This is a genomic window from Pseudolabrys sp. (genome assembly GCF_035943735.1).
In the GTDB taxonomy this organism is placed as follows: domain Bacteria; phylum Pseudomonadota; class Alphaproteobacteria; order Rhizobiales; family Xanthobacteraceae; genus Pseudolabrys.
The window spans coordinates 69,973-95,645 of the sequence record NZ_DASZBV010000027.1 but is presented as its reverse complement, the minus strand read 5'-3'; the positions used below and the strand labels follow the sequence as shown (position 1 = coordinate 95,645).

Genomic DNA, 25,673 nt, shown 5'->3' with positions numbered 1-25,673 from the left:
CCGCTCACCATGGCGGCGGCGAGAAGATCTCGACCAGAAAATCGATGAACACGCGCAGGCGCGGCGAGATCGACTTGCGCTGCTGAAACACCACCGAGATATCGTAGGCGTGCGCCTTGAAGTCCGGCAGCAACTCCACCAGCGCGCCGGCGTTCAAGGCGGGACGCGCGTAATATTCCGCGACCTGCACCAGCCCGAGTCCCGCCGTCGCCGCCGCGATCAACGCCTCGCCGCTGTTGAAGATCAGCGCCGGGTCGGGCGTATGCGCCTCGGCAGCGGCAGCGCCCGCAAAGCGCCAGTTGCGGATGTGCCCGTTGCGGGGCCGCCGATAGCTCAGACAGATGTGATCCTTCAGATCGGTGGGACGCGCAGGCCGTCCGCGCACCGCCAGATAGCGCGGCGCGCCGCAGACGAGATAGTCGACCGAGGCGAGCTTGCGCACCATCATGCGTGACGACGGCAACTCGCCCACCTGGATCGCCGCGTCGAGTCCTTCGCGGTCGGCCACCGTGAAGAAGTCACCGACCACGATCTCAATCGACACCGACGGGAATGCCGAGGTGAACTCAGGCAGCCGCGGAATGACCCACATGCGTCCGAGCGCCGAGGGCATGCCGATGCGCAAACGGCCGCTTGGCAGACGGCCACTGCGCGCCACGCTGCTTTCGGCCTGTTCGAGATCGGCGACGATCTTCTTGCAGCGATGGTAGAATTCGAGCCCTTCCGGCGTCGCGTCGACGCGGCGCGTGGTGCGGTTGAGCAGCCGCACCGCGAGCTTCTCCTCCAGCCGGAGCACCGTGGCGCTCACCGCTGCGGTGCTGACGCCGAGCGCCCGCGCCGTCTCGCTGAAACTGCGCGTCTCGACGACGTTGAGGAACACCAGCAGGCCGTGCAGCCGATCCATAGGCGCTCATTGTCAATGCTGACATTGAAACTCAATAAACCACTCCGCTGGCAAAAAATCCACTAGAGTCGCGGCTATCGGGCGTGTTCTCACATCCAGAAAAACAGCAAGACGCTCGATGTCAGGGAGGAGTCATGTCCATCGTTAGGTCGCGAAAGGCCATCGCGCTCGCTTCGCTCTTGTGCGCGGTCGGATTGACCGCCGCTTCTGCGCCGGCGCACGCCGACAACTACCCGAGCCATCCCATTACGCTGGTCGTGCCGTCGCCGCCGGGCGGCGGCACGGACACGCAGGCGCGCATCCTCGCGCCGAAGCTGTCGCAAATTCTCGGCCAGACCGTGGTCATCGAGAACCGGGCCGGCGCCAGCGGCAATATCGGCGCGCAGGCGGTCGCGAAAGCCGCACCGGACGGCTACACGCTGCTGGCCATGATCTCGTCGCACGTCATCAATCCGAGCGTGCTGAAGTCGGTGCCCTACAATATGGATCGCGATTTCGCGATGATCTCGCGCACGGTCACGGTGCCCGGCGTGCTGGTCGGCAATCCATCGCTGCCGGCGAAGAACCTGAAAGAACTGCTCGCCTATCTCAAGCAGAATCCGGGCAAGGTGAACTTCGGCTCGGCCGGCGTCGGCAGCCTCTCGCATCTGATCGTCGAATTGTTCGAGCGTGACGCCGGTGTGAAGTTGCTGCACGTGCCGTATCGCGGCACGCAACCGGCGCTCAACGACACGCTGTCGGGGCAGGTCAAGCTGATGGTGCCCGATCTGACCATCGCACTCGGACAGATGGCGGCCGGCCATCTGCGCGCCTACGGCGTGACCAGCGACAAGCGCTCGGCCGCGGCGCCGGACGTGCCCACCCTGTCCGAAGCCGGGCTGAAAGGCTTCAACGCCGTGCAATGGTTCGGCCTCGCCGCACCCGCAGGAACGCCGCCCGCCGTCATTCACAAATTGTATGAGGCGACTGCGAAGGCGCTCGGCGACGCCGACGTCCAGGCGAAATACAAGAAGCTTGCCATGACGCCCAGCCCGAGCGCCTCCCCCGAGGAATACACGAAATTCGTGCACGACGAAGGCGTCCGCTGGGCCAAGGTCGTGAAGGACGCGCACATCGAAGCGAAATGATGCGAGGAAGCCGGGTGTGCACCCCACCGTGCATCCGGCCTTCGCGCTTGACTGTCAGGGAGCAAAGAAACTGGAATGACCCTCGTCCTCAAGGGCGTGATGCAAAGCCCGGTCACGCCGCTGAAGGCTGACTTCTCGCCCGACTACGACACCTTCGAACGGCTGGTCGATTTCCACGTGCGTACCGGCGCGACCGCCATCTCCTGGCCGCACCACAAGGCGGAATCGCACAACCTGACGATCGCCGAGCGCAAGGCGCTCGCCGAGGTGGCCATCAAGGCGGTCGCCAAGCGCGTCCCCATCTCCATTCACGTCAGCGCGCTGGCGCTCGAGGACACGTTCGACCTCGCTCGCCACGCGCAGGCGAAAGGCGCCGACGCGATCATCGCGATCACGCCCTACTTCTGGAAATATCCGCCCGAAGCCATCTACGACTACTTCGTCAAGCTCGGAACGAGTTTCGACCTGCCGCTGATCGCCTACAATTCGCCGAGTTATCTCGACGGCATCGAATTTACCGGCGAACTCACCGCCCGCCTCATCCAGCGGCTGCCGAACTTCATCGGCATGAAAGAGGCGAGCTTCAACAGCGAGAAGTATTTCGAGATCTTGCGCGCCGCCCTGCCCCTGCGGCCGAACTTCGCGATGATCGCCGGCGTCGAATATCTACTGCCGTCGATCTCGCTCGGGGGCGCCGGCTCCTACTCGTCCGCCGGCGCAATCTGCCCGAACCTCTGCGTCGAGCTCTACGAGGCGTGCGCGGCGGGGCAATGGGGGCGCGCCCGCGCTGCACAATACAAGCTATCGCAGCTCTGGCTTATCTTTCGCGACCAGTACCCCTCGTCGCTCAAGGGCGGCTGCGTGATCATGGGCCGGCCGGTCGGACCGACGCGGCCTCCGCTGCCGACCGCCTCGCCTGAGCGCGTCAAATTCATCGAGAAGCGTCTGCAAGAGCTCGGTATCCTCGATACCGAGCCGCATGGCTGGTGACCGGAGGACAGTATCGTGACATTCAAGTTCGGTCTCGTGCATGCGCCGCTGACGCCGTTCGCGAACGGCCGCATCGATTACGCCACCTATGGCCGGCTGCTCGACTTCCACATCGCCCATGGCGCCGAGGCACTGGCCCTGCCGATGCACGCGGGCGAGTCGGTGAGCCTCACCGTCGTGGAGCGGGAGGAACTGCTCCGCTTCGCAATAGGTCATGTCGCCGGCCGCGTCCCGATCATCGCGCATGTCAGCGAGGCGGGCACCGCGATCGCCGCATCGCTCGCCGCACACGCGAAAGCGACAGGCGCCGCCGCGCTGATCGCCTCCGTTCCCTATTATTGGACGCCCCCGCAGCACATGCTGGTCGAGCACTTCACCGCGATCGGCACGGCGGGTGGCCTGCCCTTCTTCGTCCTGAATACGCCCTCCGAAATGGCCGACGTCGAAATCGCCAGCAAATCGGTGGTCGATCTCATCGGCAAACTGCCCAACTTTGCGGGACTGATCGATACCAGCCTCGACTGGCAATACATGATCGAGGTGGTGACGGTGGCGCGGGCGGAAAACCCCGACTTCCAGTTCGTCTCCGGCACCGAATACATGATCTCCGCGTCGGCGATCGGGGCCACCGGTTTGTTATCGCCGCTGGCCTCGCTCGCGCCGCGCCTCGTGAGCAATCTCTATCGCGCCTGCCGCGCCGAAAACTACGTCGCGGCGCGACCGATGCAGGAAGATGCGGCGATCCTGTTTCGCCTGATGCGCGATTCCGGCGTCGCGGGGCTGAAGGCCGGCGCGGCGGCCCAGGGACGTGACTGCGGCGATCCACGCCCACCGCTGGTGACATTGCGCGACGGCAGCGGGTTACAAGCCTCGATGGCGCAAGCGCGCAGCCTCGCCGCCGAGCCGCGCGGCTGGGCGTGATGGACGGGGCGAGCAAGGTCGCTATCGTCACCGGGGCCTCCTACGGCGTCGGCGCCGCATGCGCGCTGGCGCTGGCGCGCGCCGGCTTCCGCCTCGCCATCACCGCCACCCGCGAAGCCAATCTCGCGCCTGTGCTGGCGAAGCTCGCCGGCGCCGAAGTGCTGCCGCTGGCGCTCGATCTACGCCGGCAGGACAGCATCGAAGCCTGCGCCGCGGCGGCGCTGCAGCGCTTCGGCGCGATCGACGTGCTGGTCAATAACGCCGCCGTCAACCTCCGCCGCAAGGCCGTCGACACCGGCTGGGCGGAATGGAACGATCTCATCGCCGCCAACCTCACCGGCGCCTTCTTCCTCACCCAGCAGGTCGGGCGCCATCTCATCGCGCGCAAGGCGCCCGGCCAGATCGTGTCCATCGCTTCCGCGCACGCCTTCGTCGGCGCGGCCGAGCGCTCCGCCTACGGCATCAGCAAGGCGGGGCTCGTGCAGATGACACGTATGCTGGCGATCGAATGGGCCGAGCACGGCATCACGGTCAACGCCGTGGCGCCGGGGCGGCTGATGACCGACTCCCCGTCGCGTCAGAAGACCGGCTCCGATGCCGCTTACATGGAAGCGATGCTCAAGCGCATTCCGCTGCACCGGCTGGCGACCGCCGAAGAAGTCGCGGGCGCCGTGGCGTTCCTGGTGAGCCCGGCCGCGCGTTCGATCACCGGGCAGACGATCATGCTCGACGGAGGTTTGACCGCCGCCTAAAGTCCGCCGCTCGCGAACTCAAGACGCAGGATATACCGTGGACAAGAAGCCGCTCGACGATCCCTGGGACTGGATGCAGCCCTACGACGTGCAGCGCTTCGGCGAGGTCATCCTCGACCGCAAGGAGCAGGAGCGCTGGTGCCGCGCCGTTCTGCTCGGCGGCCTGCCGTTCATGTGGCGCAAGGCGGAAGCTGCGCGCAACGTCATCTATGATCGCCTCGAGCTGCGTCCCGGCGACAAGGTACTGATCATCGGCGAATGCATCACGCCGTGCGGCTTCGTCGACGATATGAAGCAGCGCATCGGTTCGAACGGCGAGGTGCACGTCATCGACATCACCGACGAGGCGCGCGACAACTACATCGCCAAGAAGCGCGGCCGCGGCGGCCAGCTCGCCACCTGGCAATGGACCTACACCAAGGACTTCGCCGACGGCACGTTCGACTGCGCGGTCTGCCTGCAGGGCGTGCAGCACACGGACGATTGGCGCGAGACCGGGGCGGAATTGCTCCGAGTCATGAAGGCCGGACGCAACATCGTGCTGGCCGAAATCGCCTACAGCCCCGAGACGCAGATGAAGATCGGGCTGGACATGCACATCCAGTACGTCTTCGACAAGCTGCTCGCGCGCGTCGGCTGGAAGCTCGACGAGTTTCCCTATTACAGCCCGCAGGACCTCGAAGCCGCATTCGCCGGCCTCGTCAACGAGACCGGCAGCTTCGTCTGGAACGGCATCGAGACCTTCTGGGGCCGCAAGCCGCGCTAGCAGCGCAGGATGCGCACCCGCTCGCCGTCGCCCTTCAGAGTCGCGGCGAGCTTGGCGCTGCGCGCGATCAGGTCCGCGAGGACGGACGCTTCGGCGGTCGCGGGGCTGAAATACGATTCGTTGTCGTCATTCGCACGCACGAAGCGGAAGCAGCAGTCGATCGCCGAACCGCCGTCCACCGCCAGTTCCACCAGCAGCCCGACCCAGCCTGCGTGCGCGCGCCCGAGATGGCCGGTGTTGAACGTCAGGTTGCCCATGCCGTAGAAGATTGGCCGGCCACGGTAGACCTCGATCGGCAGCGGATAATGCGGCCCGTGCCCCATGATGATGTCCGCGCCCGCATCGATCGCGGCATGCGCGATCTCCTTCATGTACTGCAGCGGCTCGCGGCCGAGCCCCCAGTGGAACGATCCCACGAGGATGTCGACCTGTGGCCGCAGCGCCTCGACATCCTTGCGCAATTCGTCGAGATAGGCCGCGTCGGCCCAGGTCAGGACGAGCGGCGGAATGCCGGGCCGGTTGGCCGGCGGGATGTCGGGCGAAATGCGGCCCATCGGTACGTGATAGGCGGTGTGGCCCTTGAGCACGGCGATGCCGGGCGAGTCCGCCTGCGCCTCGTGGTCGGTCGGCCAGTAGACCGAGCTCCGCTGCAGCGCGCCAAAACGCACACCGTTGCGCTCGACGATGGCCGGCGCGCGCGCCGCCGCGGCGTTGGCGCCGGCGCCGGTATGCACCATACCGATCTCGTCCAGCCGCGCGATCGAGGCGGAGATATTGTCCCAGCCGTAGTTGACGTTGTTGGCGATGCCGACGGCCCGAATGCCGGACAGCCGCAGCGCCTCCCCACCGACCGCCGGATCGGCGAAGAAACCCTCGTTGGCGTGCGTCTGCTGCTGCCGCCGCAGGCAGCACTCCAGATTGGAGAACACCACGTCCGCCGCATTCAGATCGGCGGCGACATGACGGAAGGGCACGTTCGCATCGGTGACGCGCATGAGGTTCACATCACCGGTGAGAACGACTTTGGCGGCCATTGCGAGCGATCCGTTGCCTCGAGAGAATTGGGAGATTGCAAGCCGGATTCACCCGGCGCAGTTGAACACGGTCAGTCGGCCGACATGTGCGCCGCCGTGACCACTTTCGCCCACTTCGCGGTCTCGTTGGCGATGAAGGTTTCGAACTCGGCCGGCGTACCGCCCATGATCGTGCCGCCGAAAGTGGCGATGCGGGCCTTGATGACCGAATCGGTGAGCGCGGCGTTGCTTTCCTTGTTGATCGACGCGACGACCTCGGCCGGCGTGCCTTTCGGAGCTACGAAGCCGTACCACGCAACCATGTCGTAGCCTTTGACGACCTCGCCGATGGCGGGCACGTCGGGCAATGCCGGGGCGCGTTTAGCGCTGGTGACGCCGAGCGCGCGCAACGTACCGGCCTTGATGTATTTCTCCGCCGCCGATATCGGCGGGAACAGCACATCCACCTGCCCGCCGAGCAGCGCGACCAGCGCCGGCCCGTTGCCGCGGAATGGCACGTGCGTGAGATTGACGTCGGCGAGATACTTGAACATCTCGCCGCTGAGATGACCGCCGCTGCCGACGCCCGGCGAGGCCATGTTGACCTTGCCGGGGCTCGCCTTCGCGTAGGCGATGAACTCCTGCAGCGTCTTCGCCGGAAACTTCGGATTGACCATCATCACGTTCGGGATGCTAAGGATGCCGACGATCGGCGTCGTGTCTCGCAGGAAGTTGAAATTTAGCTTGTGATAGAGGGTTGCGTTCACCGCGTTGGGAATACCGGCGAGCAGCAGCGTGTAGCCGTCCGGCGCCGAATGGAGCACGAGCTCGGCCGCGATATTGGTGCCGGCACCCGGCTTGTTCTCGACCACGAACTGCTGGCCGAGCTTCTCCGACAGCCGCTGCGCCATCAACCGCGCGACGAGATCGTTGCCACCGCCAGGGGCGAAGCCGACGATCAGACGCACCGGCCGCGACGGGTAGCCGGCGGCGCGGGCAAAGGTCGACGTGGCGGGCATAAGCGCGGCGCCAGCGGCCAGATGCAAAAACGTTCGGCGGGGCATGGGCATGGACGGTCCTCCGGGTGTTTTTGTGCGCGCTTTATGCGCGTCGCCCGCCATTCAGGACCGGCGGCGACCTACAATCTAAAGGCGTGCCGCCATGCCAGGATAATGCTATTTAGGCATCGGACCATAACGTTTCTGGGATGGGGTGACGTCGTGCAGTTAAGCGATCGCATTGGACGCCGCGTGAAGCTGCACGATGTGCATGTGCTGATGGCGGTCGTGCAAAGCGGCAGCATGAGCCGGGCCGCCGCCCTGCTCAACACGGGGCAGCCGGCAATCTCGCGTTCGATCGCCGAGCTCGAGCAGGCGCTCGGCGTTCGCCTGCTCGAGCGCAACCGCGACGGGGTGAAGCCGACAGAATGTGGCCGCGCTGTGCTCGACGGCGGCACCAAGGTTTTCGACGACCTGCGCCAGACGGTGAAGAACATCGAATTCCTCGCCGATCCCACAGTTGGCGAGGTCGCGATCGGCGGAAATCCGTTCCTGATCGCCACATTCATCGCCACCGTGGTGGAGCGCCTCTCCTGCCAGTATCCGCGCATGGTGTTTCGCCTCGCGCCCGGCAACGTCCGCGCGCTGCACCGAGAGCTGATTGAACGCAACGTGGATGTGCTGGTGACGCGGCGCTTCGGGCCGATCGCGGACGAGCATCTGGATTTCGAGCCGCTGTTCGACGACTCCTACTCGGTCGTGGTCGGCGTGCAGCATCCGCTGGCGGAGCGGCGCAAGATCGAGCTGGCCGAGCTGATGCACGAGCCCTGGGTGCTGCCGCCGCCGGACGGGCCGCTCGGCTCCATCGCGATGCAGGCATTCCGCGCCAGCGGCCTGGGCTATCCCCACACCGCGGTGATCGGGCCGGCGGAGGTGCGCGCCAGCCTGCTGGCCGGCGGCCGCTTCATCTCCATCGTACCTAACTCGGGGTTGCGCTTTTCCCGACGGCAGCTCGATCTCAAGGTGCTCCCGGTCAAGGCGTCGTTCGGCACTGTGCCGGTCGGCATCGTGACGCTGAAAAAACGCGCGATCGGTCCTGTCGCACGGCTGTTCATCGACAGTTGCCGTGCGCTCGCGCAGCAGAACGCGACCGACGGGCCGGCTCAGGCGGACGCGTCTCGCCCGCACCGCCCGCGCGGCCGCGGCGTTAGACAACGCTCGGCATCACGGGCATAAACCGCCCGATCGAAGCGCGGAGGAGTGCAGCCATCATGACGACATCCGGCGGTCCGGTGGATCGCGCCACGCTGGAGGATCTGGCCGCCGCCAACCGGATTCTGGTCGACCAGGGCGTGTTCGACGCTGCCGGCCATGTGTCGATGCGGCATCCGGGGTCTGCGCAGCGTTTCCTGATGGCGCGGGCGCTGGCGCCGCAGATGATCACCGCCGACGACATCATGGAGTTCGATCTCGACTGCAACGCCATCGCTGCCGGCGGCCGCCGCGGCTTCATCGAGCGCTATCTGCATGGCGAGATCTTCCGCGCGCGCCCCGACGTCATGGCGATCGTGCACGGCCACTCGCCCGCGGTCATCGCCTTCGGGCTCACCAGAACGCCGATGCGCGCGATGTACCACAACGCCGCATTTCTGGCGGCCGGCGTTCCGGTGTTCGACATCCGCGACACCTTCGGCACGACTGACATCGTCATCAGTTCCGCCGGCAAGGGCGCCGCGCTGGCCGCGACGCTCGCCGACAAGCCTGTGGCGCTGCTGCGCGCGCACGGCATGGTCGCAGTGGGCCCTAGCCTGCCGGTCGCCGTGTTCCGCGCGATCTTCACCGTCGCGAGCGCCGGCATCCAGCATCAGGCGCAGGCGCTTGGCGGGCCCATCGCTTGGCTGGAGCCGGAGGAAGGCCGCATCGCTGACATCGTCAATGTCGACACCGTCGGCCGCTCTTGGGATGCCTGGAAGCAACGCGTGGCTTGAAGCGCCGCGCGGCGTGCGGACGGGAATAATGTTTGGGGGGATGAGCTTATGCTGAAGCCGTCTGAGGAAGCGATCAAGCAGGAACTGGTCGACGCGATTCGTATGCTGGAGCGCGCCGAATACATCGACCACAACGGCCATTGCAGCGTCCGCCGCGACGAAAGCTCTTTCTACATCAACTCCGGCGGCTCGATGCGTGCTGCATTGACCGTCGAGGACATCGTCACCGTCGATCTCGACGGCAAGCCGGTGGACGGCGGCAACGTCAAGCCGCCGCTGGAATTTCCCATCCACGCCGAGGTCTATCGCGCGCGGCCGAAAATCGGTGCCGTCTTCCATACGCATCCACAATGGTCGACCTACCTGACCATGACCGGCGTGCAGCAGAAGGTCGTCTACGCGCAGGCCTCGCTCCTGGGCGACATGCCGGTGATGGATTCGCCGATGTCGGTGAATTCGCGCGCCATAGGCGAAAAGATGGTCGCCGTCATGGGCGACAATCCGATCGTGATGCTGAAGGCGCACGGCGTCGTCGCAGCGGGCGAGACCGTCCTCGAATGCTTTGCCTACGCGGCCTACGTCGAGGAGAACGCGCGCCGGCAATACATGGCGCTGCAGATCGGCGAGCCGTACGTGTTCAGCGATGAGGAACAAGCGGCGTGCCGGCAGAAGCTGCGCTCGCCCAGCCTGTTCAAGAAGACCTGGGACCACTACCGATCGAAGATAGCCTGATCCGGCGCGCTACAGCGTCGCCTCGATCGCCGCCCGCAGCGCCGCTGTCACCTGCGGCTCGATGCCGAACCACGCCTTCCATGCCGGCACCCCCTGGTGCAGCAGCATGCCAAGGCCGGTGACGGTGCGATTGCCGCGTTCGCGCGCGACGACCAACAATGGCGTCTCGCGCGGAATATAGACGATGTCGTTGACCAGCGCCGTGATTGGCAATCTGTCGAGCAGCAGGTCGAGCGGCGGCTGACCGACCATGCCCTGGCTCGTCGTGTTGACCAGCATCGCCGCGCCGTCGAGCACGTCGTGGCGATCATCCCAAGGCACGACCCGCACCGCGGCGCCGAACTCATCCGCCAGAGCCTGAGCCCGTTCGACAGTGCGGTTGCACAGCCGAACCTCGCGCGCGCCGCGCGCGAGCAACCCGTAGATGACCGCGCGGGCCCCGCCGCCCGCCCCGATCACCACCGCGGGCCCCGCGTCCGCGCGCCAGTCCGGCGCGAACTCCAACACATTGTGCACGAAGCCGTACCAGTCATTGTTGAAGCCGACGAGGCGCCCGTCCTCCTTCACCACGACGCAGGAGGTGGCGCCGATCTTTTGCGCGGTGACGTCGACCTCGTCGACGATGGCCATCGCCTTCTGCTTGAGCGGAATGGTCAGGTTGCAGCCGGAGAAATTCAACGCTGGCAGCGCGCGCAGCGCCGCCTCGAGGCGGTCCGGCGCAATCGCCAGCGGCACGTATGTGCCCCTGAGGCCGTATTGCGCAAACCAGAAATTGTGCAGCATCGGCGAGCGCGACTGCGAGATCGGCCAGCCCATCACGGCGGCGAGAAGGAAACGGTCGGCCATCGATGCCCCTGTCCTGCGACCGAGGCAGAAAGCACGTAGTCGCGGCGGGCCGTCAAGGGCGCGGCGTGCTTTTGCCCCCGGACTTGCTATAACGCCGCCATGGCGCAGACGATCGAACTCGGCCTCGATACCTTTGGCGACATCACCGACGGTCCCGACGGCAAGCCGCTGCATGCAGCCCAGGTGATCCGGGACGTCGTCGACGAGGCGATCCTCGCGGACGAGGTCGGCGTCGACTTCATCGGCGTCGGCGAGCACCACCGCGCCGACTTCGCCGTCGCCTCGCCGGAAATGGTGTTGGCGGCCATCGCCAGCCGCACCAAGCGCATCCGGCTCGGCTCGGCAGTCACGGTCCTCTCTTCCGACGATCCGATCCGCGTCTTCCAGCGCTTCTCGACGCTCGACGCGATCTCAAACGGCCGCGCCGAGGTCATCCTCGGCCGCGGCTCGTTCATCGAATCCTTTCCGCTGTTCGGCTTCGACCTCGACCGGTACGAGGAGCTGTTCAACGAGAAGCTCGACCTGTTCGCCGCCGTGCTGACGCAGCAGCCGGTGACCTGGAGCGGACAGCTGCGGCCGCCGCTGAAGAACCAGAGCGTCTTCCCGAAAACCGAATCCGGCCGACTGATGACCTGGGTCGGCGTCGGCGGCACGCCGCAATCAGCGGTGCGCGCGGCGCATTACGGCATGCCCATGATGCTGGCCATCATCGGCGGCGATCCGAAACGCTTCGCCCCCTTCGCCGATCTCTACCGGCGCGCGCTCAAAGAGATGAACAAGCCCGAACTGCCGGTCGGCGTGCATTCGCACGGTTTCGTCGGCGAGACCGACGAGGCGGCGCGCGCCGACCTGTTCGCCGATTACAAGCGCATGCGCGACAAGATCGGCGCCGAGCGCGGCTGGCCACCGCTGACGCCGGCCGATTTCGCACGCGAGATCGAACACGGCTCGCTCTATGTCGGCTCACCCGAGACCGTGGCCCGCAAGATCGCCGCCACCGTGAAGGCGCTTGGCGCCGCCCGCTTCGACCTCAAGTACAGCGCCGGCCCGCTCCCGCACGAGAAGATGATGCGCAGCATCGATCTTTACGGCCGCAAGGTCATGCCGCTGGTGCGCGACATGCTCGCGTGAGTCATGCACACTGCACACGAGTCTAGACAGCGCGCTCCATCGGTTTGAAATCGATGGTTTTTCCCGGCACGCGAATGTGTAGTTCGCGCGCCGTACGCTGCGACAGATTGTACATTACCAAGATGTAAGGTGTATCGCCGCGCGCATCGGCCTAATGTCCTCTCAGCCGGCTGGATCGGCGGGTGACCGCATCCGTCGCCCCCGCGATCGCCCGAAGATCCGGTCGGCAGCTTTCCCCTCAGATCGGCGCAATCACCGCCCGCCCACCGCGCGGGTTCCCCTGTGGCGCCCGTCGCTTCATCACAATCCGGCCGCGGCATTTTGGCTCTGATCGGGCAGAGGAACACCTATTCGTTTTTCGACGTACTCACGGCGGCCATTCCGCGTTGAAATTAATAAGACAAGAATTGTGGAGGAGGCGCCCGTGACCCGCTGCATTCGACAAAGCCCGGTCTGCGAAGCCTGCCGGGTGCCGATGGTCTGGCGCGCGGCGAAGGACGCCGGCTGCCGTACCAGCAAGCGGCAGATCGACGTGTTCGAGTGTCCGCAGTGCGGGCGCACCGCGCAGGTCGATCTGGAACCTTTGGCCCTGGTCGACCATCCGCCGCCGCCGCACACGCAGCGCTGATCAAGCGATCGTGAAACCCCACGGCACACGCAGGTAACGGGCCACATCCGCACGCCGCGGATCGGCCACACTAACGCACGTGATAGCGGCTCTTCTTTGCTCATGGAGAGTCGAATGTCTGTGAACGCCGCGACCCGCCCCAAGCTTCTCATCCCGTCGCTGTCGGGTTTCTACGCCGTCGCGCCGAAGCTCGGTTACTTCCTCGTGCGTGTCACCGTCGGCGCCATCCTGTTCATACACGGTTGGGCCAAGGTCAAAGGCGGCGTCGCGCACGAAGTCGGCTTCTTCGTTCAGCACGGGTTCCCGCAGCCGGCGCTCTGCGCCTACACCATCATGTTCTTCGAGACGATCGGCTCGATCGGCGTCATCCTCGGTCTCTTCACACGTTTCTTCGCGGCGGGGTTAGCTATCGACCTCGGCGTCGCCTTCCTGGCGATCCATTTCCCGCATGGCTTCTCGGCGAGCCATGGCGGCTACGAGTATGTCCTCTTGCTCGGCATGGTGATGTTCGCGATCGCGCTGCGCGGCGGCGGCCCGCTGTCGCTCGACCGCGCCATCGGCGTCGAGCTCTAGTCCGCATCCAAGACCTTCCGATCTTGCGGCGCCCGACGCCGCAGGATCGCGCCGCCTGTGCGGGCGATCCATCGCCTCCCTCGAACAATTCATTCGCAACAGGCCATTGGACGATGCGGCCGGCCATACGTATGTGTCGCAGCGAATACATCATTCTCCAATCAGGCCCCTTCAAAGAATGGCCGTCCTCAAGCGCGCGAGCGAACTCCTACCCGGGGTTGTGCTCGTCATCGCCGTCACCGCCGCGGCGGAAGCGGCGCAGTACCTGGAAATTCAAGCGCTGGGGCGCGCCTGGCTCGAGTCGATCGTGCTCGCGATCCTGGTCGGCACGATCCTGCGCAGCCTGTGGACTCCGTCGGCGCGCTTTTTCCCCGGCATCAACTTCAGCGCCAAGACGCTGCTTGAAGTGGCCGTGATGCTGCTCGGCGCATCGATCAGCACCGAGCGGATCATGGAGATCGGCCCGGCCCTCGTTTGCGGCATCGCCGCGGTCGTGGTTGTGGCGCTCGCCTCGAGCTATGGCCTCGGCCGTCTTTTCGGTCTGTCGAAGCACGTCTCTCTTCTGGTCGCCTCCGGCAATTCGATTTGCGGCAATTCCGCCATCGCCGCGGTCGCGCCGGTCATCGGCGCCAAGCCGGCCGACATTGCGACCTCGATCGCCTTTACCGCGGTGCTCGGCGTCGTGGTCGTGATCGGCCTGCCGCTCTTGATCCCGGTGTTGCAGCTGTCGCACGCGCAATACGGCGTGCTCGCCGGGCTCACCGTCTATGCCGTGCCGCAGGTGCTGGCGGCGACGATGCCGATCGGCGCCGTCGCCCTGCAGATTGGCACCATCGTCAAGCTGGTGCGGGTGCTCATGCTTGGCCCGCTACTGGTGGCGCTGTCGGTCGGCAAGGCGCGCAGGCAGGATGCGTCGTCCGAGAGCGACGCTGCGCCGGCACGGGTGAACTGGGCCGGCGTGGTGCCCTGGTTTATTGTCGGCTTCATCCTGCTGTCGGCGCTGCGTTCGGCCGGTCTAATTCCGAAGCCGTGGCTCGCGCCGATTAACGAGGTCTCGATCCTGCTGACCATCGTCTCGATGGCCGCGCTCGGCCTTGGCGTCGACGTGCGCACGGTCGCGCGCGCGGGCACCCGGGTCATTGTCACGGTGACGGGCTCGCTCGTCCTGATCGCGGCCATTGCGATCGGCATGATCCATGCGCTCGGCGTGTCCTGACACCGAGCCCACTCGGGGCGGTGACGCCAAGCCCACAGCCGTCGACAAAGGCGGCATTTCGTGGCGCGAAATGGCCGTCCGCTTGCCCGTCCGAGGGCGTTTCGTGTTGACAAGACTCTACCTCAGCGCGTGAGATTGCGTACCGTGGCCTCGAACGAGAGGCGACGGTTGCTGTCGCTGCAAAAAGGCAGGCGCCGAACGAGCGGCTGCCAAGAAATAACTACGGGAGGATTTCCATGACGAAGACCTGGCGTCTTGCTCTGACTTTATGCGCACTTCCTGGGCTCGTCGGCGCTGCCTTGCTTGGGGAGAGTACGTCGGCCTGCGCCGAATATCCGGACCGCCCCGTGCATATCATCGCGCCGGTCGGCGCCGGTGGCGGCGTCGACGTGATGGCGCGCCTGCTGGCGCAGGCGCTCAGCGAGAGGCTGCATCAAAGCTTCATCGTCGAGAACAAGCCGGGCGCCGCCGGCATCATCGGCACCAAATACGTCATTGCCACACCGGCCGACGGCTACACGCTGCTCTATGCGCCGAGCAGCATCGCGCTGTCCGTCGTCGTGCACAAAAAGGCGCCCTACAACATCGACAAGGACCTCACCCCGATCATCAATGTGGGCATCAGCCCCTACGCGCTGGTCGTCAACCCGTCCGTTCCGGTCCATAACCTGAAAGAATTGATCGCCTATGCGAAAGCGCATCCGGGCAAGCTCAATTACAGTTCGCCGGGCGTCGGCAGCGCCGCGCATCTGGCCGGCGAAATGCTGAAGACCGAGGCCGGAATTCAGATGGTGCACGTCCCTAACAAGGGTATGGGCGGCGCCGTGCTCGACCTGATCAGCGGACAGGCTCAGGTTCTGTTCGCCAGCGTGCCGGCCTTGAAGACGCAGGGACCTGACCGGGTCCGCCCCATCGCCATGGCCGAGAAGAAGCGCTCCGCGCTGCTGCCCGACCTGCCGACGATGTCCGAATCCGGCATGCCCGGATTTGCCGTCGCCAACTGGTCCGGATTGCTGGCGCCGGCGGGGCTCGATCCGAAAATCGTCAAGAAGCTGCACGACGAGATCGTCGCCGTCCTCGCGACGCCGGAGATGAAAGAGAAGGTCAAGACGCTTGGCTACGATCTGATCGAGAGCACGCCGAAGGAATTCAGCGAGGATCTGGATGCCGATATCAAGCGCTGGGGGCCCGTCGCCGAGAGCGCCGGCATCGTCAAGTAAGCCGGCGCCGCTCAATAGGCGCGATTGAGCGGCCCGGCTTTCTCGATCAGCACCCGTTCGACGTTCTGCCACGCCGAGCGGAACAGAAGTGCGGCGGACTGCCGCGTCACGCCGGCGATGTGCGGTGTCAGCAGCAGGCGATGGGCCGCGTCGCCGGTCAATCCGAGCAGCGGATTGTCCGGCGTCGGCGGTTCGGTCGAATACACGTCCACCGCCGCGCCGCCGAGGGCGCCGGAACGCAAGGCATCGGCGAGCGCCTGCTCGTCGACGATGCCGCCGCGCGAGGCCTGCACCAGGATCGCGCCTTTCTTCATGCCGGCAAGCGCGTCGCGGCCAATCAACCCCTTGGTCTCCGGCAGCAGCGGCACGTGGACGGTCACGACATCCGCCTGGCGCAGCAATTCGGCGAGCGAGAGCGATGTCACGCCGAGCGCCGCGGCCGCCTGTGCATCGGCCGGCGCCGGATCGTAGTAGCAGACGCGGCAGCCCGCCTTGGCGAAGGCCTCCGCCACAGCCATCCCGATCACGCCGAGGCCGACGATGCCGACGAGCAGCCCGCCGAGGCCGGCGAGATTGTCGCCGATCATGCGCGCGCGGAAAGCGACGTAGTTGCCGTCTTTAAGCTCGGCATCGGCCCAGCCGAAGCGGCGCAGCAGCAGCGACGCCGTAGTCACCGCGTACTCGGCGACGGCGCTGTTGCTGCCGCCGGGTACGTTGGCGACGGGAATGCCGAGACCAGCCAAAGCCGCCTTGTCGAGGCGGTCGAGACCGGCGCCGGTCACCTGCACCAGCTTCAGCGCCGTTCCCTGGAACAGCTCGGCTGGCAGCTTCGGACCGACGGCCGGGATGACGAGCGCTTGCGCCTTGCGCATCAGCGTTGGCACCTCGGCATCATCCGGCGCCTTGTAGGTTACTGCGAGCGTCGACGGCGGCAGCGCATCGACGCGCGCGAAGTCGGCCTGCGGCCGCAGACAAAGAACGTCGCTCATTTCAGAAGCTCGCAAATTCGGTAGTGCCGGACGTGACGTCCGGCGTGGGGAAGAAGCAAAGCAGCACGAGCGGCTCGTTGCCGGTGTTGAGCGTCATGTGCTTCTCGCCGGCCGGCACCAGCAGGATGTCGCCGGCGGCGACCGGATAGGCGCCGCTCTCAGCCTGCATCGTGCCGCGGCCGGAGAGGACGTAGATGCATTCCTCGAAGTCGTGATGCACGTGCGGGCCGCGCGCCCTGTCGCCCGGCTGCGGCACGCCGATCGTGGCGATGCGGACGCTCACGCGCGAGCCGATTTCGCCCGACACTGGTTCGAGCGACGAACGCCCCGGCAGACCGAGGCGCTTTGCTTCGCTCTGTTTCAGCAGCTTGGCCATCAGCCTGCCTGACGCAATTGCCGGATCTCGGCGGTGCCGCCTTGCACCTGATCGAGCTGACGGAAGATTTCCTTTGCCTCCTGCGCGATCTTGTCGGCGATGTCGGTCAGCATGCGCGCGCCCTTTTCGGCCGTGGCGTGCTGCGGGCTGCCGAACCAGCCGGTCGCCGCAATCGAGCGGATGTCGGTGAGCACCGGCTGAAACGACCGTGTCCGGCGTAATTTATCCATCTTGTGGCCGTGCGCGTGGTCGGACGAATAATCGATGCGGTCGAGATGCACCAGATCGGGCCGATAGGCGAGCACGGCCAGCGCTTCGATCTCACCGCCATGCGTCAGTCCGTTGCACGAGTGCCCGTACAGCTCTTCGGCGACGTAGCAGGCCTGCACGGTCAGCACCGTCATGCCGTGTTCGCGATGCAGCGCCTCGGCGGCGATGGCCAGCGAGGGAATGTTGCCCTCGTGCCAGTTGAGGATGAGCAGGTATTTCGCGCCGTGCCTGGCCGTCGACACGCAGGTCTCGGTGACGACCCGCATATAGGTGTCCGGCGTGAAGCTGATCGTCCCTTCGAACGGCATATGCATCGGCGTGACGCCGAACGGCGTCGCCGGCAGGACCAGTCCATCCATGCGCTCCGCCACGGCATGGCCAATGACATTCGAGGCGAAGATGTCGGTGCCGGTCGGCAAATGCGGGCCGTGCTGCTCGACGCTGCCCGCCGGCAGGATTACCAGCGGGTTGGCCTTCAGTTGCGCCGCGATTTCGGGCTGCGTGAGGTCGATGAAATAACGGCTAGGCAACATGGCGCGTCCGCTCCCCGGCTTGCGCTTCCGCCAGCACGTCGGCGACCCGCACCAGCTGGCCGCGCTGATCGACCGACCGCAGCGCCGCGTTGACGATGGCCACGGCGACGTTGCCGTTATGCGCGTTGAGCTCGTTCCCCAGCCCGGTGCGACAACTTTCGGCGAACATTTCCAGTTCGACGCGGAACATGTCGCTTTCGGGAACCGCAAGCTCCTCGCGCTTGGACCAGCCATCCTTGCCGCGCTGGATGTAGAGCGTCGAGTTCGTGTGGAGCTTGTCCGGCGTGTCCCAGGTGCCGAAGTCGATCTCGTAATGCATCAACCCCTTGGAGCCGAACACGCGCACGGCGAAGATGCCCGGCGACGTCCAGCTCGAGCCGACATAGCCGATCTTGCCGTCGGCAAACTTCATGACCGTCATCGACTGGTCATCGACTTCGGCGCCGACCGGCGACAGCTTCGAGGCGATCGAGCTGACCTCGGCCACTTCGCCGCCGAGATAATGCAATACGTCGAACTGGTGGATCGCGAGCTGCGACAGCGGCCCGCCTGGCGCGCGCGACTTGTACCAGCGCCAGGTGTCCGGGGTGAGTTCCAGCGCACGCTCGTTCGAGAAATTCGCCTCCATGAAGGCGACGCGGCCAAGCTCACCGGCATCGATGGCCTCGCGGATCTTGCGGATGCCGGCCATCAGCCGGGCGCTATGACCAACGGTCACGGTGACGCCGTAGGCTTTTTCCAGCGCCTCGATGGCGAGGCCGTCTTCCAGCGTCGCGGCAATCGGCTTCTCCGTGTAGACGTGCTTGCCCGCCTTCGCCACCTCGCGCGCGACGGGAAGATGCTGCTCGTTCGGGACCGTCAGGATGACGCCCTTAATGTGCGGGTCGCACAGCATGCTCTGCAGGTCGGCCGCCGCCCCCACGCCCATCTCGCGGGCGAAGCTCTCGCGCTTCTCCTGCGAACGGCTGAAGCTGCTGACGATTTCGATCTTGTCGGAAGGCTTGATAGCGCGGGTGAGCACCTTGGCCCAGCGCCCCAGTCCGACAATGCCAACCTTGACCGCGCCCTCGCCCATGGGGATTTCCCTTTGTTCTGGCGTTCTTATCAGTATCGTAATACGGTATTACGGCTTGAGATGAGGAGCAAGAGCCCTTGTTGGACACCGCCCGCCCGACTTTCCGGAGAGCCCCGGCGCCGCTGCGCCATCAGGTCCTGGACTATGTCCGGCAGGCGATCATTTCCGGCCGCATCGCGCCCGGGGCGCGGCTGATCGAGCGCGACCTGATCGAGATGATGGGGGTCTCGCGCACCGTCATCCGCGAGGCCCTGCGCCAGCTCGAGACCGAGGGGCTGGTCGCGACGATCGCCAACAAGGGGCCGGTCGTGCGGCAATTGACCGCCGCCGAAGCCAGAGACCTCTACGCGATCCGCGGTGCCCTCCTCGGCCTCGCCGCGCGCCTCTTCGTGCAGAACGCCGACGACGCCGACGTGCAGAGCCTGCGAGCGGCGCTCGACGAGACCGTCGCCTGCTACGAGGCGGGCGATCCCGACCGGATCCTTGATGCGAAAAATCGGTTCTATGACGTGCTGGTCGCCGGCGCGCGCAGCGATTCGCTATCCGCGATGCTGTCGACGCTGCACGCGCGCATCTGGCGATGGCGCGCGCTCGGTCTCAGTCATCCGTCACGCTCGCCGATGCGTTCGCGCGAAAGCATCGACGGCCTACGTGCGATGTTCACGGCGATCACGATCCGTGACGCGACGAAAGCCGAACAATGCGCGCGTGAGGAGACTGATCGGGCCGCCGCCGAGGTGATGCACCTCCTCGCACAGAGCTGAGCAAGCGCCAATCGTTCCGACAGCGGTGACAGCGAATAGTGCCGGAGCGGCCGCCTACAAACGAAACTAGCGCGTTCGCGCCAGTTCGCTCTGCAAATCGTAGGAGGCGAGCAACCCCTCCAGCAGTCCCGTCGCGCCATTCCAATCAAAGGTCCGGAAGGAGTGACCGCAGGTCACGAAGTGCGCGCCGGCATAGAACATCTCGTACTGGGTGTGGCGCGAACCGAACTCCGAGCCGATCGCGTCCCACGCCGCCTTGAGAAACTTGACCTTCTCCTGCGGAGCCATGGATGCCGACCGCTGGGTCTTCTCGATGATCATTGCCAACTGCGGATTGCCGAAATCCCGCACCGACGAGGGCAACATGATGAGCGAGCCACCCGCCAGATCGCGCAAGGTCTGGATCACCTTCGGATAGAGCTCCTGCGTGATGACTTGCGCGGAGTACATGTAGTGCTTGTTCGGCACCCAATACTCTCCAAATTGCGAACCGGACGCCTCCATGCCCGACAGCATCGCGTTGACCATGCCGGTCTGCGCGGCCAGCATGCCAAGTTGTTCCGCCACCGATGGAATCCGGGTCGTGCCGATCGCCTCGGTGATGCGGCGCGCGAGCCCCGTGAGGAACGCGATCTTCACCGAAAGCCTGATCTGCGCCTGGTAGTTCTGATAGGCGTGCCCCGGCGTATCGTGGAACTGGGCGCGGCACGCATCCGTGTCGCGGTAGATGAAGATGCGATCCCACGGCACTTTTACGTCGTCGAAATACATCAGCGCATCGTTCTCATCGAAGCGCGACGAGAGCGGATTGTCGTAGATCGACACGGCGTGCTCTTCGTAGGATTTGCGCGAGAGGACGCGCAGACCCTTGACGTTCATCGGCAGCGCGCAGCAGAAGGCAAGGTCTTCTTCGCCCGGCTTGAGCGGCTGCAGGTTGGCCACGAAAACTTCGTTCGCCATGATTGACGACGTGCCGAGCATCTTGGCGCCTCGGATGGTGACGCCCGTCGAATCCTCGTCGACGACACGCGCCACCAGATCCTCTGCCTGGTCGCCCCAGTCCTTGCTCCGCTCGGCCTGCGGGTTGATGATCACATAGGTGAGGAACAGGTCGTTGGTCGTGGCATAATCGACGTAATCCTCGAATGCCTTCGCCCGCGCTTCGCTGTGCTTCTTGAAGATGTCGATGCCCATCCGCTGGCCGATGAGCGCGGATGCGAGATGGTCGGGCGAGCGGCCCATGAAACCGCACGACAGGCCGGCCCAGGCTTGCATCGCCTTGCGACGCTTCACCATCTCTTCGTAACTGCGCGGCATCTGCCACGCACGGTTGACCCTGCGGACTGAGCCGTCGGGCTGGAACGTCATCAACTCGCGGTTCTCCGGCCGCGCCTGGAAATCGTACAGGGCGGCCGCCGACGCCACCGAGTTGCGAAACGCCTTGTGGGCTGTGACATCCTCGATCAGCCGCCCGTCGAGATACACGGTGCGGCCGTCACGGAGGGACTTGATGTGGTCAGCTCCGGTTTTGATGTCGCTCATGGAATGCCCTTCTTTCGGAGCTTTTTGATATCGCTCCTGACGAGATATTAGGCATCAAGCATGTCTCGACGGCGATCATTGCCTAAGTAACAAAGCTTTTCAAGTTTGTTGATCGGTGTTAGCGTTTGCAACTGTGGGCAGCGGTTGGGGAAGCGATGACGTCGGCCGCGCGTCACAGCCGGGCAGCGCAGACGCCGTTCGGGACAACCGCGGCGGCACTGCGCATCGGGAGATGAAACGTGATTATAGGTAAGGCTTTCGCAGCCGGTCCCGCCGCGGCGCCGGTCGCCGCTTCGACATCTGCGAGATCGTCAAGCATGTACATTGACGGCGTGAAAACGGCCCGCTTCCACTGGGCCTGAAATTCTGACTCGTTCCCCCCGAGCGTCGGCACTATGCTGCCGGCGCGGGCCATCTCATAAAGACGCGCGAACCATGCTGCTTCAACAACTGGTGAACGGCCTGACATTGGGCGCAGTTTACACGCTCATCGCGCTCTCCTTTTCGCTCGTGATGGGCGTCCTTTCGATCCTCAACCTCGCGATCGGCGAGGTCTTCATGCTCGGCGGTTATCTCGGCTTCGCGCTGCTGGCGGCGCACGTGCCGCTCGCCATCGCCCTGCTCGGCGGGATGGTCAGCACCGCCGTCGTAAGCATCGTCATCGAGAAGGTCGCCTATCAGCCTCTACGTGACGCCCCCCTGATCACGCCAATGCTCTCGACCCTCGGCTGTTCGATCATTCTGCAGAATCTTGTGACCAACCTGTGGGGTTCAGACCCGCTGCAGCTGCCTTCCGAACTGTTCGACAGGCGTATTCCGCTCGGCCCAATCAGCATCGGGCTGATGCAGCTTGTCATCATCGGGGTCGCGGTGGTGCTGGTCGCACTCGTCGCATTTCTGGTGAAGAAGACGTCGGCCGGCCGCGCCCTGCGCGCCGTCGCAGAAAATCGCGACGTCGCCCGCCTGCTCGGCGTATCGCCGCAGCGGGTGACGCTCCTCGCGTTCGCGATCTCCGGCGCGCTCGCCGGCGCAGGTGGTGTACTGGTTAGCCTGCATTACGCGGCGATTACACCCTACGTCGGCGTCGATATCGGGCTCAAGGCGATCGCCGTCATGGTGATCGGCGGCACGACCAACGTGTGGGGTGCGCTGCTCGCCGGGCCCCTGATCGGAATCGCCGAGGTACTCACCATCGCCTATGGCGGCTCGCAGGCGCGCGACCTCGTGGTCTATGGCTTGATGATCCTCATCCTGCTGCTTCGTCCCCAGGGCCTGCTGGGCGGCGCCCGCAGCGATGTCGGGCAGCGCGTATGATATCGACCTATTACGCGGGCCTTTTCGCGGACGTCGGAATCCTCACGCTCGGGGCGCTGAGCGTCTACATCATCCTGGCCACTGGGCAATTGTCGCTCGGCAACGGCGGCTTCATGGGTATCGGCGCCTACGTCGCCTCTTATCTCACGGTCGCGCTGCACTGGCCGGTGACGCCGGCCCTTCTGGTCGCCGGCCTTGTTGCCGCCGTGGTCGGTGTCATCGTCGGTTTCCCTGCGCTGCGGCTGAAGGGAATCTACCTCGCCATAGCGACGCTTGGCTTCGGTGAGATGGTCCGCAGTTTCTTCCTGGTCTTCGAGCCGACCGGTGGCTCCGGCGGCTATCGCGGCATGCCGCATATCTCGATCAGCTACATCTGGGTTTGGGCCGGCGCCATAGTGCTTCTGGTGCTAGCCCTGGAGCGGTCCCGGCTCTGGCTGGAGATGCGGGCCGTGCATGACGACGAGACCGCCGCCAACCTCGTCGGCCTCAATACGACGGTCATCAAGATCGGCGCATTCGGCCTCGGCGCCGCCGTGGCGGCGATCTGCGGCGGTCTGTTCGCACATCAGTATGTCTATATCGAGCCTGGCAATTTCGGCTTTGATCGGTCCATCGACTTCGTCCTGGCCATCATACTCGGCGGCTCGACAGTCGGTCTCGGTGCGCTCGTCGGAGCTCTCCTTCTCGTGTTGGTCCCCGAATGGTTGCGTTTTCTGGTCGACTGGCGCCTCGCCGCCTTCGGCGCCCTTCTTATTCTCGTGCTGCTCACGCGCAGACAGGGCATTCTCGATCGCGCGCTCATCATGCGTCTCACCTTCAGGAAGACAGCATGACCCACCTCCTGACGCTGGACAACGTCAGCAAGATCTTCGGTGGCATCCGCGCGCTGTCGAACGTATCGCTGTCCGTCCCGCCGGACCGCATCGTCGGCGTCATCGGCCCCAACGGGGCCGGCAAGACGACCCTCTTCAACGTCATAACGGGCGCCTATCGCGCCACCGAAGGCAACGTCGTCTTTGACGGCAAGGAAATGACGCAATGGCCCTCTCACCGCATCATGCGGGCGGGCATTGCGCGCACATTCCAGAATATCCGCCTGTTCGGCGGCATGACCGTCTGGGAGCATCTGTTGGTGGCGCAGCCGCACCAAGGCAACATGCTCCGCCTCGTGCTGCCGGCCCGTTTCGCCGACCCTGTCGCATGGCGGCGCGCGGAAGAAGCGCTCGACATCTTCGGCCTGGGCGCCTACCGCGACACGGTCGCGCGGACATTGTCCTACGGGCTCCAGCGCAAGGTCGAGATGGCGCGGGCCCTGACGACCGGACCGAAGCTGCTGATGCTGGACGAGCCGGTCGCCGGCATGAACCACGACGAAGCGGAAGAATTGCGACTGCTTCTGCTGCGGTTACAGGGTCAGGGGCTTTCGATCCTACTGATCGAACACGACATGCCCTTCGTCATGCGGCTCTGCCACCAGCTTTATGTGCTGAATTTCGGCTCGCTTCTCGCTGAGGGCACGCCCGCCGAGGTGCGCAGCAATCCGGCGGTGCTCGACGCCTATCTTGGGAGTGAGACCGCATGCTGAAAGTGCGCGGCCTCGAAGTCTTCTACGGCCCGATTCGCGCCGTGCGCGGTATCGATCTGGACGTCGGCAAAGGCGAAATCGTCGCCCTGCTCGGCGCCAACGGCGCCGGCAAGACAACCACGGTGCGGGCTATCGCGGGCCTGTCGTCCTGTCGCGGCGAGGTGACTTATGACGGTCGCGCGCTGGTATCCAACGCCGCCGAGCGCAATCTGCGTGCCGGAATCTCCCTTGTCCCCGAAGGCCGCGGCATCCTCGGTTCAATGACCGTCGAGGAAAACCTTCTGATGGGCATCTACTGCCGGCGCGACCATGCGCAAGCGCTTAAAGACGTTGAGGACATGTACGCGCGCTTCCCGATTCTCGGTGAGCGCCGCATCGCGACGGCGCGCCTCCTGTCAGGCGGTGAACAACAGATGCTGGCCATCGCGCGCGCACTGCTTACCCGCCCGCGTCTGCTTATTTTGGACGAACCGTCGCTCGGGCTTGCGCCCAAAACGAGCGACTTCGTCTTCGACCTGATCGCCGGCCTTAAAAAAGAGGGAATGGCGATTCTACTGGTCGAGCAAAAGGCACGGCAGGCGCTCAAGATCGTCGACCGCGCCTATTTGCTTGAGACCGGCCGCATTATCAAAAGCGGTTCTGCGGCCGAGCTGGCCGGCGACCCGTCTGTCTCGGAAGCGTTTCTCGGCGGCAAGGCAGCTGTCGGCACGACTTCGTGAATCCATTCATTGCGTACAAGGGCAAGGAACAGGATCGTTATGCCAGCTCAAGCGCGCAAGCGTTCGCTCGTGACCTCGGCGCAAACCGCGGCCCGGAAGGCCTCCCGCGCTGCGCCTGCAGTGCCGCTAACGATCTCGCGACCGGAACTATTGGTCAACGGAAGCGACGCCGAGTTTCGCAAGCTGGTGCACAACCTGTTCGGCTTCTTCGCTTTGCATGAACGCATCCGTGGCGGGCACGCCCGGACTATCGGGCTCGCCGGCGTCGAATACACGGTGCTGATCTCGATCCTGCATCTCTCTGCCAAGGGCGAGGTGAACGTCAAAACCGTCGCCGATCACCTGCATCTTTCCGGAGCCTTCATCACCACAACGACGCGCAAACTGTTGCAGTTCGGGCTCATCCACAAGACGATGGACATGGCGGATCGTCGGCGCGTCACACTCACGGTCTCGCGCAAAGGACGCGCGGCGCTCGAGAACCTGGCGCCCACACAACGGCGCATCAACGACGTAGAATTCGGCTGCCTCGGCCGGGACGAATTCCGGGCTCTCAATGGACTGCTGGAGCGCCTGATTCAATGCGGCGATCGCGCAGTGGCGCTTCAGAACTACCTGCAACAGAATGGCAATTCCGAACATCTGTTAGGCCGGCAACCGGGCACGAGCTGAGATCGCCACCCGCCCATCATCGCTACGGA

General features: G+C 65.1%; 28 protein-coding genes. 19 read left to right on the top strand and 9 right to left on the bottom strand.

Annotation, left to right across the window (positions count from 1 at the left end; all coding sequences use genetic code 11):
• Positions 1–4: 4 nt before the first annotated feature.
• Positions 5–904: a LysR family transcriptional regulator gene (locus tag VGV41_RS20925; RefSeq protein ID WP_326866082.1), complete on the bottom strand. Its 900-nt coding sequence runs from the start codon at positions 902–904 to the stop codon at positions 5–7.
• A gap of 134 nt (positions 905–1,038) precedes the next feature.
• Here VGV41_RS20925 and VGV41_RS20920 point away from each other — a divergent pair, with 134 nt between their 5' ends.
• The 5 genes from VGV41_RS20920 to VGV41_RS20900 all read left to right on the top strand — a co-directional run bounded on the left by VGV41_RS20920 (position 1,039) and on the right by VGV41_RS20900 (position 5,460).
• Positions 1,039–2,031 carry a tripartite tricarboxylate transporter substrate binding protein gene (locus tag VGV41_RS20920; protein ID WP_326866079.1) on the top strand — a complete coding sequence of 331 codons (993 nt, stop codon included), beginning with the start codon at positions 1,039–1,041 and terminating at the stop codon, positions 2,029–2,031.
• Between the two features lie 75 nt (positions 2,032–2,106).
• Entirely contained in the window at positions 2,107–3,021 is a 915-nt protein-coding gene (locus tag VGV41_RS20915) for a dihydrodipicolinate synthase family protein (protein ID WP_326866078.1), read from the top strand.
• A 15-nt stretch (positions 3,022–3,036) separates the two neighbouring features.
• On the top strand, positions 3,037–3,942 hold the full coding sequence (locus tag VGV41_RS20910; protein WP_326866076.1) for a dihydrodipicolinate synthase family protein: 906 nt from the start codon (positions 3,037–3,039) through the stop codon (positions 3,940–3,942).
• Positions 3,942–4,694, top strand: coding sequence for an SDR family NAD(P)-dependent oxidoreductase (locus VGV41_RS20905; RefSeq protein ID WP_326866074.1), 753 nt, complete (start codon positions 3,942–3,944; stop codon positions 4,692–4,694). Before VGV41_RS20910 ends, VGV41_RS20905 begins: the two co-directional genes overlap by 1 nt.
• Before the next feature lie 37 nt (positions 4,695–4,731).
• The gene (locus tag VGV41_RS20900; protein WP_326866072.1) at positions 4,732–5,460 is read left to right on the top strand and encodes a class I SAM-dependent methyltransferase; all 729 of its coding nucleotides are present in this window, start codon (positions 4,732–4,734) and stop codon (positions 5,458–5,460) included.
• Here VGV41_RS20900 and VGV41_RS20895 read toward each other — a convergent pair.
• Together VGV41_RS20895 and VGV41_RS20890 are read right to left on the bottom strand one after the other, a co-directional pair.
• Positions 5,457–6,494 (bottom strand): CapA family protein, encoded by a 1,038-nt coding sequence (locus tag VGV41_RS20895; RefSeq protein ID WP_326866070.1) that lies wholly within the window; start codon positions 6,492–6,494, stop codon positions 5,457–5,459. The two genes, VGV41_RS20900 and VGV41_RS20895, sit on opposite strands and share 4 nt — an antisense overlap.
• 71 nt (positions 6,495–6,565) lie before the next feature.
• Positions 6,566–7,543, bottom strand: a complete 978-nt coding sequence (locus tag VGV41_RS20890) for a tripartite tricarboxylate transporter substrate binding protein (RefSeq protein WP_326866069.1) — start codon at positions 7,541–7,543, stop codon at positions 6,566–6,568.
• Between VGV41_RS20890 and VGV41_RS20885 the strand changes: the two genes are divergently transcribed.
• The 3 genes from VGV41_RS20885 to VGV41_RS20875 are packed head-to-tail and all read left to right on the top strand — an operon-like array spanning position 7,514 to position 10,191.
• Positions 7,514–8,707, top strand: coding sequence for a LysR family transcriptional regulator (locus VGV41_RS20885; protein ID WP_326866067.1), 1,194 nt, complete (start codon positions 7,514–7,516; stop codon positions 8,705–8,707). The genes VGV41_RS20890 and VGV41_RS20885 overlap by 30 nt on opposite strands.
• A 35-nt stretch (positions 8,708–8,742) precedes the next feature.
• The gene (locus VGV41_RS20880) at positions 8,743–9,459 is read left to right on the top strand and encodes a class II aldolase/adducin family protein (RefSeq protein ID WP_326866066.1); all 717 of its coding nucleotides are present in this window, start codon (positions 8,743–8,745) and stop codon (positions 9,457–9,459) included.
• Between the two features lie 48 nt (positions 9,460–9,507).
• Positions 9,508–10,191, top strand: coding sequence for a class II aldolase/adducin family protein (locus VGV41_RS20875; protein ID WP_326866065.1), 684 nt, complete (start codon positions 9,508–9,510; stop codon positions 10,189–10,191).
• Between the two features lie 9 nt (positions 10,192–10,200).
• On the opposite strand, the gene VGV41_RS20870 is transcribed toward VGV41_RS20875, so the two are convergent.
• Entirely contained in the window at positions 10,201–11,037 is an 837-nt protein-coding gene (locus tag VGV41_RS20870) for a shikimate dehydrogenase (protein WP_326866064.1), read from the bottom strand.
• A 99-nt stretch (positions 11,038–11,136) separates the two neighbouring features.
• Here VGV41_RS20870 and VGV41_RS20865 point away from each other — a divergent pair, with 99 nt between their 5' ends.
• From VGV41_RS20865 to VGV41_RS20845, 5 genes are all read left to right on the top strand, one after another.
• Entirely contained in the window at positions 11,137–12,168 is a 1,032-nt protein-coding gene (locus tag VGV41_RS20865; RefSeq protein WP_326866063.1) for an LLM class flavin-dependent oxidoreductase, read from the top strand.
• Positions 12,169–12,592: 424 nt separating this feature from the next.
• Positions 12,593–12,796 carry a hypothetical protein gene (locus VGV41_RS20860; RefSeq protein ID WP_326866062.1) on the top strand — a complete coding sequence of 68 codons (204 nt, stop codon included), beginning with the start codon at positions 12,593–12,595 and terminating at the stop codon, positions 12,794–12,796.
• Positions 12,797–12,910: 114 nt separating this feature from the next.
• Positions 12,911–13,369, top strand: coding sequence for a DoxX family protein (locus VGV41_RS20855; RefSeq protein ID WP_326866061.1), 459 nt, complete (start codon positions 12,911–12,913; stop codon positions 13,367–13,369).
• Positions 13,370–13,547: 178 nt separating this feature from the next.
• Positions 13,548–14,585 (top strand): YeiH family protein, encoded by a 1,038-nt coding sequence (locus tag VGV41_RS20850; protein WP_326866059.1) that lies wholly within the window; start codon positions 13,548–13,550, stop codon positions 14,583–14,585.
• Between the two features lie 236 nt (positions 14,586–14,821).
• A complete protein-coding gene (locus VGV41_RS20845) occupies positions 14,822–15,805 on the top strand; it encodes a tripartite tricarboxylate transporter substrate binding protein (protein ID WP_326866058.1) in 984 nt (327 codons plus the stop codon).
• 11 nt (positions 15,806–15,816) lie between these two features.
• Here VGV41_RS20845 and VGV41_RS20840 read toward each other — a convergent pair whose 3' ends face one another.
• Genes VGV41_RS20840 through VGV41_RS20825 form a run of 4 tightly spaced genes read right to left on the bottom strand, consistent with a single transcriptional unit; the run spans position 15,817 to position 19,048 of the window.
• Positions 15,817–16,794 (bottom strand): NAD(P)-dependent oxidoreductase, encoded by a 978-nt coding sequence (locus tag VGV41_RS20840; RefSeq protein WP_326866057.1) that lies wholly within the window; start codon positions 16,792–16,794, stop codon positions 15,817–15,819.
• Between the two features lies 1 nt (position 16,795).
• Complete coding sequence (locus VGV41_RS20835; RefSeq protein WP_326866056.1) at positions 16,796–17,170, bottom strand: cupin domain-containing protein; 375 nt, start codon at positions 17,168–17,170, stop codon at positions 16,796–16,798.
• On the bottom strand, positions 17,170–17,973 hold the full coding sequence (locus VGV41_RS20830) for a creatininase family protein (protein WP_326866055.1): 804 nt from the start codon (positions 17,971–17,973) through the stop codon (positions 17,170–17,172). The genes VGV41_RS20835 and VGV41_RS20830 overlap by 1 nt, the downstream gene beginning before the upstream one ends.
• Positions 17,963–19,048: a Gfo/Idh/MocA family oxidoreductase gene (locus tag VGV41_RS20825; protein ID WP_326866053.1), complete on the bottom strand. Its 1,086-nt coding sequence runs from the start codon at positions 19,046–19,048 to the stop codon at positions 17,963–17,965. The genes VGV41_RS20830 and VGV41_RS20825 overlap by 11 nt, the downstream gene beginning before the upstream one ends.
• Positions 19,049–19,125: 77 nt before the next feature.
• On the opposite strand from VGV41_RS20825, the gene VGV41_RS20820 reads away from it, so the two are divergent.
• A complete protein-coding gene (locus VGV41_RS20820; RefSeq protein WP_326866051.1) occupies positions 19,126–19,812 on the top strand; it encodes a GntR family transcriptional regulator in 687 nt (228 codons plus the stop codon).
• Between the two features lie 66 nt (positions 19,813–19,878).
• Here the strand turns inward: VGV41_RS20820 and VGV41_RS20815 are convergent, their stop codons facing one another.
• Positions 19,879–21,354 carry a 4-hydroxyphenylacetate 3-hydroxylase family protein gene (locus VGV41_RS20815; protein WP_326866050.1) on the bottom strand — a complete coding sequence of 492 codons (1,476 nt, stop codon included), beginning with the start codon at positions 21,352–21,354 and terminating at the stop codon, positions 19,879–19,881.
• 453 nt (positions 21,355–21,807) lie between these two features.
• On the opposite strand from VGV41_RS20815, the gene VGV41_RS20810 reads away from it, so the two are divergent.
• The 5 genes from VGV41_RS20810 to VGV41_RS20790 are packed head-to-tail and all read left to right on the top strand — an operon-like array spanning position 21,808 to position 25,644.
• Positions 21,808–22,668 carry a branched-chain amino acid ABC transporter permease gene (locus VGV41_RS20810; protein ID WP_326866048.1) on the top strand — a complete coding sequence of 287 codons (861 nt, stop codon included), beginning with the start codon at positions 21,808–21,810 and terminating at the stop codon, positions 22,666–22,668.
• On the top strand, positions 22,665–23,501 hold the full coding sequence (locus tag VGV41_RS20805) for a branched-chain amino acid ABC transporter permease (protein ID WP_326866047.1): 837 nt from the start codon (positions 22,665–22,667) through the stop codon (positions 23,499–23,501). Before VGV41_RS20810 ends, VGV41_RS20805 begins: the two co-directional genes overlap by 4 nt.
• Positions 23,498–24,253, top strand: a complete 756-nt coding sequence (locus VGV41_RS20800; RefSeq protein ID WP_326866046.1) for an ABC transporter ATP-binding protein — start codon at positions 23,498–23,500, stop codon at positions 24,251–24,253. The genes VGV41_RS20805 and VGV41_RS20800 overlap by 4 nt, the downstream gene beginning before the upstream one ends.
• A complete protein-coding gene (locus VGV41_RS20795; protein ID WP_326866045.1) occupies positions 24,247–24,972 on the top strand; it encodes an ABC transporter ATP-binding protein in 726 nt (241 codons plus the stop codon). The genes VGV41_RS20800 and VGV41_RS20795 overlap by 7 nt, the downstream gene beginning before the upstream one ends.
• Positions 24,973–25,011: 39 nt before the next feature.
• Positions 25,012–25,644, top strand: coding sequence for a MarR family winged helix-turn-helix transcriptional regulator (locus tag VGV41_RS20790; RefSeq protein ID WP_326866044.1), 633 nt, complete (start codon positions 25,012–25,014; stop codon positions 25,642–25,644).
• Positions 25,645–25,673 lie beyond the last annotated feature (29 nt).

What these genes read in the sequence shown, in the direction of transcription:
- VGV41_RS20925 (WP_326866082.1), bottom strand. Translation starts at nt 904, where the DNA reads ATGGATCGGCTGCACGGCCTGCTGGTGTTCCTCAACGTCGTCGAGACG.
- VGV41_RS20920 (WP_326866079.1), top strand. Translation starts at nt 1,039, where the DNA reads ATGTCCATCGTTAGGTCGCGAAAGGCCATCGCGCTCGCTTCGCTCTTG.
- VGV41_RS20915 (WP_326866078.1), top strand. Translation starts at nt 2,107, where the DNA reads ATGACCCTCGTCCTCAAGGGCGTGATGCAAAGCCCGGTCACGCCGCTG.
- VGV41_RS20905 (WP_326866074.1), top strand. Translation starts at nt 3,942, where the DNA reads ATGGACGGGGCGAGCAAGGTCGCTATCGTCACCGGGGCCTCCTACGGC.
- VGV41_RS20895 (WP_326866070.1), bottom strand. Translation starts at nt 6,494, where the DNA reads ATGGCCGCCAAAGTCGTTCTCACCGGTGATGTGAACCTCATGCGCGTC.
- VGV41_RS20885 (WP_326866067.1), top strand. Translation starts at nt 7,514, where the DNA reads ATGCAAAAACGTTCGGCGGGGCATGGGCATGGACGGTCCTCCGGGTGT.
- VGV41_RS20890 (WP_326866069.1), bottom strand. Translation starts at nt 7,543, where the DNA reads ATGCCCATGCCCCGCCGAACGTTTTTGCATCTGGCCGCTGGCGCCGCG.
- VGV41_RS20880 (WP_326866066.1), top strand. Translation starts at nt 8,743, where the DNA reads ATGACGACATCCGGCGGTCCGGTGGATCGCGCCACGCTGGAGGATCTG.
- VGV41_RS20875 (WP_326866065.1), top strand. Translation starts at nt 9,508, where the DNA reads ATGCTGAAGCCGTCTGAGGAAGCGATCAAGCAGGAACTGGTCGACGCG.
- VGV41_RS20870 (WP_326866064.1), bottom strand. Translation starts at nt 11,037, where the DNA reads ATGGCCGACCGTTTCCTTCTCGCCGCCGTGATGGGCTGGCCGATCTCG.
- VGV41_RS20865 (WP_326866063.1), top strand. Translation starts at nt 11,137, where the DNA reads ATGGCGCAGACGATCGAACTCGGCCTCGATACCTTTGGCGACATCACC.
- VGV41_RS20855 (WP_326866061.1), top strand. Translation starts at nt 12,911, where the DNA reads ATGTCTGTGAACGCCGCGACCCGCCCCAAGCTTCTCATCCCGTCGCTG.
- VGV41_RS20850 (WP_326866059.1), top strand. Translation starts at nt 13,548, where the DNA reads ATGGCCGTCCTCAAGCGCGCGAGCGAACTCCTACCCGGGGTTGTGCTC.
- VGV41_RS20845 (WP_326866058.1), top strand. Translation starts at nt 14,822, where the DNA reads ATGACGAAGACCTGGCGTCTTGCTCTGACTTTATGCGCACTTCCTGGG.
- VGV41_RS20840 (WP_326866057.1), bottom strand. Translation starts at nt 16,794, where the DNA reads ATGAGCGACGTTCTTTGTCTGCGGCCGCAGGCCGACTTCGCGCGCGTC.
- VGV41_RS20835 (WP_326866056.1), bottom strand. Translation starts at nt 17,170, where the DNA reads ATGGCCAAGCTGCTGAAACAGAGCGAAGCAAAGCGCCTCGGTCTGCCG.
- VGV41_RS20830 (WP_326866055.1), bottom strand. Translation starts at nt 17,973, where the DNA reads ATGTTGCCTAGCCGTTATTTCATCGACCTCACGCAGCCCGAAATCGCG.
- VGV41_RS20825 (WP_326866053.1), bottom strand. Translation starts at nt 19,048, where the DNA reads ATGGGCGAGGGCGCGGTCAAGGTTGGCATTGTCGGACTGGGGCGCTGG.
- VGV41_RS20815 (WP_326866050.1), bottom strand. Translation starts at nt 21,354, where the DNA reads ATGAGCGACATCAAAACCGGAGCTGACCACATCAAGTCCCTCCGTGAC.
- VGV41_RS20805 (WP_326866047.1), top strand. Translation starts at nt 22,665, where the DNA reads ATGATATCGACCTATTACGCGGGCCTTTTCGCGGACGTCGGAATCCTC.
- VGV41_RS20800 (WP_326866046.1), top strand. Translation starts at nt 23,498, where the DNA reads ATGACCCACCTCCTGACGCTGGACAACGTCAGCAAGATCTTCGGTGGC.
- VGV41_RS20795 (WP_326866045.1), top strand. Translation starts at nt 24,247, where the DNA reads ATGCTGAAAGTGCGCGGCCTCGAAGTCTTCTACGGCCCGATTCGCGCC.
- VGV41_RS20790 (WP_326866044.1), top strand. Translation starts at nt 25,012, where the DNA reads ATGCCAGCTCAAGCGCGCAAGCGTTCGCTCGTGACCTCGGCGCAAACC.